Annotated in this window: 5 protein-coding genes; 2 read left to right on the forward strand and 3 right to left on the reverse strand. The window is 67.2% G+C overall.

All coding sequences use genetic code 11. From position 1 onward, the window contains the following. Positions 1-1,002, forward strand: a 1,002-nt coding sequence (gene purB / locus BRAS3809_RS30155) for an adenylosuccinate lyase (RefSeq protein WP_035659423.1), incomplete at its 5' end; no start/stop codon positions are given. A 27-nt stretch (positions 1,003-1,029) separates the two neighbouring features. On the opposite strand, the gene BRAS3809_RS30160 is transcribed toward purB, so the two are convergent. Next, on the reverse strand, positions 1,030-1,794 hold the full coding sequence (locus tag BRAS3809_RS30160) for a hypothetical protein (RefSeq protein WP_008965808.1): 765 nt from the start codon (positions 1,792-1,794) through the stop codon (positions 1,030-1,032). Between the two features lie 53 nt (positions 1,795-1,847). Then, positions 1,848-2,396, reverse strand: coding sequence for a cytochrome b (locus BRAS3809_RS30165; protein WP_008965809.1), 549 nt, complete (start codon positions 2,394-2,396; stop codon positions 1,848-1,850). Positions 2,397-2,620: 224 nt separating this feature from the next. Here BRAS3809_RS30165 and BRAS3809_RS30170 point away from each other — a divergent pair, with 224 nt between their 5' ends. Then, positions 2,621-3,163: a cytochrome b gene (locus tag BRAS3809_RS30170; RefSeq protein WP_008965810.1), complete on the forward strand. Its 543-nt coding sequence runs from the start codon at positions 2,621-2,623 to the stop codon at positions 3,161-3,163. Positions 3,164-3,422: 259 nt separating this feature from the next. Here BRAS3809_RS30170 and BRAS3809_RS30175 read toward each other — a convergent pair. Next, on the reverse strand, positions 3,423-4,361 hold a 939-nt coding region (locus BRAS3809_RS30175; protein WP_035659426.1), incomplete at its 5' end, for a cell division protein FtsH.

Genomic DNA, 4,361 nt, shown 5'->3' on the forward strand with positions numbered 1-4,361 from the left:
ACCTGCCTGAACGTCCAGCTCACCCGCGCCGCCGACCTGCTGCTCGCCGATCTCGACCGCGTTCTCGCCGCGCTGAAGACGCGCGCCTTCGAGCACAAGATGACGCCGACCATCGGCCGCTCGCACGGCATCCATGCCGAGCCGGTGACCTTCGGCCTCAAGCTCGCTTATGCCTATGCCGAGTTCAGCCGCGCCCGCGAGCGCCTGGTCGCCGCGCGCAAGGAGGTCGCGACCTGCGCCATCTCGGGCGCGGTCGGCACCTTCGCGCAGATCGATCCGCGCGTGGAGGAGCATGTTGCAAAGGCGATGGGGCTGACCCCGGAGCCGGTCTCGACCCAGGTCATTCCGCGCGACCGCCACGCGATGTTCTTCGCCACGCTCGGCGTGATCGCCTCCTCCGTCGAGCGCTTCGCCACCGAGATTCGTCACCTGCAGCGCACGGAGGTGCTGGAGGCCGAGGAGTTCTTCTCGGAGGGTCAGAAGGGCTCGTCCGCGATGCCGCACAAGCGCAACCCGGTGCTGTCGGAGAACCTCACCGGCCTCGCCCGCATGGTCCGCGCCTATGTGACGCCGGCGATGGAGAACGTCGTACTCTGGCACGAGCGCGATATCTCGCACTCCTCGGTCGAGCGCATGATCGGCCCGGACGCCACCGTCACGCTGGACTTCGCGCTGGTGCGCCTCGCCGGCCTGATCGAGAAGCTGCTGGTCTACCCCGCCAACATGGAGAAGAACCTCGACCGGCTCGGCGGCCTCGTCCACTCGCAGCGCCTCTTGATCGCGCTGACGCAGAAGGGCGCGAGCCGCGAGGATTCCTACAAGCTGGTCCAGCGCAACGCGATGCCGGTTTGGCGCGGCGAAGGCGATTTCCGCACATTGTTGAAGGCCGACGCCGACGTGAAGAAGTATCTCACGGATGCCGAGATCGACGAGCAGTTCGACCTCGGCTACCACCTCAAGCACGTCGACACGATCTTCAGGCGCGTGTTCGGGGCGGCCTGATCGCGCGCCGGGCGGGCTGACGCCGCGTCAGTCCGCCTCCTCGCACTTGTCCTGCTTGACCTTGAACATCTTCCGGAACTGGGTCTCGAGCGCGCTCCGCATCGACTCCATCTTCGTGGCGCCCGTGTTGCGAAGATTGTAATTGATCGCGCAATTGCTCCAGCCGAAATTGACCAGATGGATCCGCATGCGCTCCGGCCCGTCCGGCTTTTGCGCTTCGGCGACATAGCGGGCGACGCAGGCCTTCGGACTGGCGTTGTCGGCGCAGCCCTTGTCGACGGTCTGGCGAAACATCTGCTGCAGGTCGGTCTTGCCCTCGATCGCGTCGACGAAGCGCGCACAGGCGGCGGCGGGCTGATAGTCGCGCAAGGCCGAGGGCGACTTGAAGCCGCGGGTCTGCGCCAGCTCGAAATCGCAGCTGTCCTTGAGCTCCGCGACCCTGGCGCGGCGGTAATCGTCGACGCCGGGCAGCGCGATGAACTCGAGCCGGGTGGCGACGTCGAGCGCGGCCTTGCAGGCGCGGTCGATCTTGTCGGGATCGAGCGCGGCGACCGCCTTCGGATCGAACGCCGGCAGCGTCCCCGGCGAGTCGAAATCGGACGGGCCGAACAGCAGATGCACGGTGTTGCGCAGCCGCGTCTCGTCCTGCTTGGCGGGGTCGAACCGGATCGAGAAACGGCAGCCGCTGTCCCAGGACATCGTGCGCTCGGCGGCACCGGCGCCCGCGACGCCGAGCGTGAGCGCGACAAGCGCCAGGGGCGATGTCCATCCGGTCCGGCGTCGTCGGGCCATGGTAATCCTCGCAGGCAATTGAGCCTGCATCCTACCCCGTCTCGGCGCCAGCGCTAGCCCGTACCCCTTACCATCCGCAGCGCGACGTCGTCGCGCTTGACGCGGTGATGCCAGACCGCGGCGGCGATGTGCAGCACGCTGAGCGCCAGCAGCACGTAGGCGAAGAAGATGTGGCGGTCCTCCCAGGCGCGCGCCGCCTCCTTGTCGGGCGAGGTGAACTGCGGCACGTGGAAGACTCCGAACCAGCTGGAATAGTCCGGCGTGTGCGCGCCCGAATGCGCCCAGCCGAGCATGATCACCACGAGCGTGACGAGATCGAGTCCCCATTGGTTGGCGCGCGCGACCGCCGCGAGCCAGCGCGGCGTGTCCGCCGGCAGCGCCGGTGTCGGATTGAACAGGCGCCAGGCCATGCGCGCCAGCAGCAGCACCAGCAGCACGTAACCGATGTCGGCATGAATGGAGCGATAGAAGAACCGATCGGGTCGCGCCGGGACGTGGTTCATCCACCAGCCGAAGGCGATCATCACCAGGATGGTCGGGCCGATCACCCAATGCAGAGCGCGCGCGACGCCACCCCAGCTCGATGCCGTATTTCTAATCATGTCTGACTTCCCACTTGCGATCTCGTCTGCTTCCAAGACGCATGGAACCTTTTTAAGGCGGCTCGGTGCTATGCCGAAATGGAATCATTCGAAACTAATTAGGACACGGTGGCGCCTTGGGGATGTCGCGGGAAGGTCACCCGGGCGGTCATCGACTTGTGAGCCGACAAGAGCGACGATGTGCATTATGGAGCGGCGATCGCCTGCCACATGGAGAGCTGCACGTGCCCCCGATCGAGACTGCCTATGATCCCCTGCTGCGACGGATTCATTGGGCGACCGCCTTGCTGTTCATTGCGGCCATGCTGATCGGACTCTATTGCGGCCTGCAGCCGGCCGGCACCTCGCCGCGGCGCGAGCTCCTGGAGATTCACAAATCGCTCGGGATCACGCTGTTCCTGCTGGCGATCGTCCGGCTGATCGTCCGTGCGCGGACCACCGCCCCGGATGCGCCCGCGACATTCGGCCGGATGGTCCGCGCGCTGTCCCAGCTCAATCATTGGGCGCTCTATGCGCTGCTGCTGGTCATGCCGGTGACCGGCTACATGTTCTCCTCGGCCGGCGGGTACTCGCTGCGCTACTTCTGGACCTTCAGCTGGCCGCGCCTGTTCGCGGGCGACAAGGCGGTCGCCCACGCCGGCGAGATCGCGCACGATGCCTTGGCCTATGTGGTCTATCTCGTCGTCGGCCTCCACATCGCAGCCACGCTCTGGCACGAGTTCGTCAAGAAAGACGAGACCCTGGCCCGGATGTGGCCGCGGGGATGATTTTGTAGCCCGGATGAGCGCAGCGACATCCGGGTTCAACACAGGCGCCCGCGATGAACCCGGATATCGCTCCGCTCATCCGGGCTACGACATCGTCACGCAACGGCGACCGTAGGGTGGGCAAAGCGGCCGCCGCAGGCGGCAGTGTGCCCACCGTCGTGCGGCAGGGGTCGCCGGCCAGATGGTGGGCACGGTGCCACGGCGACCTCGATCGTGGAAAGAGCCCGTCCGCGCCTTTGCCCGCCCTACACAGCACGAACTACACCGGCTGCGCCGCCGCCACGAGATCACCGGCGCGCTGATCCTGCTTGAGCAGTGCGGCGAGCTCGGTCTCGTCCAGCGTCTCCTTGACGAGCAGCCGGCGTGCGGCGCGCTCCAGCACGTCGCGCTTGTCCTGCAGCAGCTTGCGGGTGCGGTCGAGCGCTGATGTCACGATGGCCCGCACTTCGGCGTCGATCGCGTCGCCGGCGGCCTCGCCATACTCGGCGCTGCGCGAGGCGCCGGGCGCCAGGAACGACTGGTTGTCGCGCTCATAGGCCACCGAGCCCAACTGCTCCGACATGCCGTAGCGCGTCACCATCGAGCGCGCGATGTCGGTGACGCGGCGCAGGTCGTCCGCGGCGCCGGTGGAGAGATGGCCGTAGACCACGAGCTCCGCGGCGCGGCCGCCGAGCAGCACCGCCATCTTGTTCTCGAGCTCCTCGCGCGTCATCAGGAAGCGGTCCTCGGTCGGGCGCTGGATGGTGTAGCCGAGCGCGCCGACGCCGCGCGGGATGATCGAGACCTTGTGCACGGGATCGGTGCCGGGCAGGCTCATCGCGACGATCGCGTGGCCCATCTCGTGATAGGCAACGATCTCGCGCTCCTTCGGATTGAGCAGCCGGTTGCGCTTCTCGAGCCCCGCGACGATGCGCTCGATCGCATTGTTGAAATCGTCGAGCGTGACCTCGTTGGCGCCGCGCCGCGTCGCCAGCAAGGTCGCCTCGTTGACGAGATTGGCGAGATCGGCGCCGGTGAAGCCCGGCGTCAGCGCTGCGACCTTCTCCGGATCGACGTCGGCGGCGAGCTTGGCCTTCTTCAGATGCACGTTGAGGATCTGGATGCGGCCCGGCTTGTCCGGGCGGTCGACCAGCACCTGGCGGTCGAAGCGGCCGGCGCGCAGCAGCGCGGGATCGAGAATCTCCGGCCGGTTGGTCGC

Source organism: Bradyrhizobium sp. STM 3809, assembly GCF_000239795.1.
Classification (GTDB): Bacteria; Pseudomonadota; Alphaproteobacteria; order Rhizobiales; family Xanthobacteraceae; genus Bradyrhizobium.

Bases quoted from the DNA above. Each gene is read 5' to 3' on its own strand.
- BRAS3809_RS30165 (WP_008965809.1), bottom strand. From the start codon at position 2,396: ATGATTAGAAATACGGCATCGAGCTGGGGTGGCGTCGCGCGCGCTCTG.
- BRAS3809_RS30160 (WP_008965808.1), bottom strand. From the start codon at position 1,794: ATGGCCCGACGACGCCGGACCGGATGGACATCGCCCCTGGCGCTTGTC.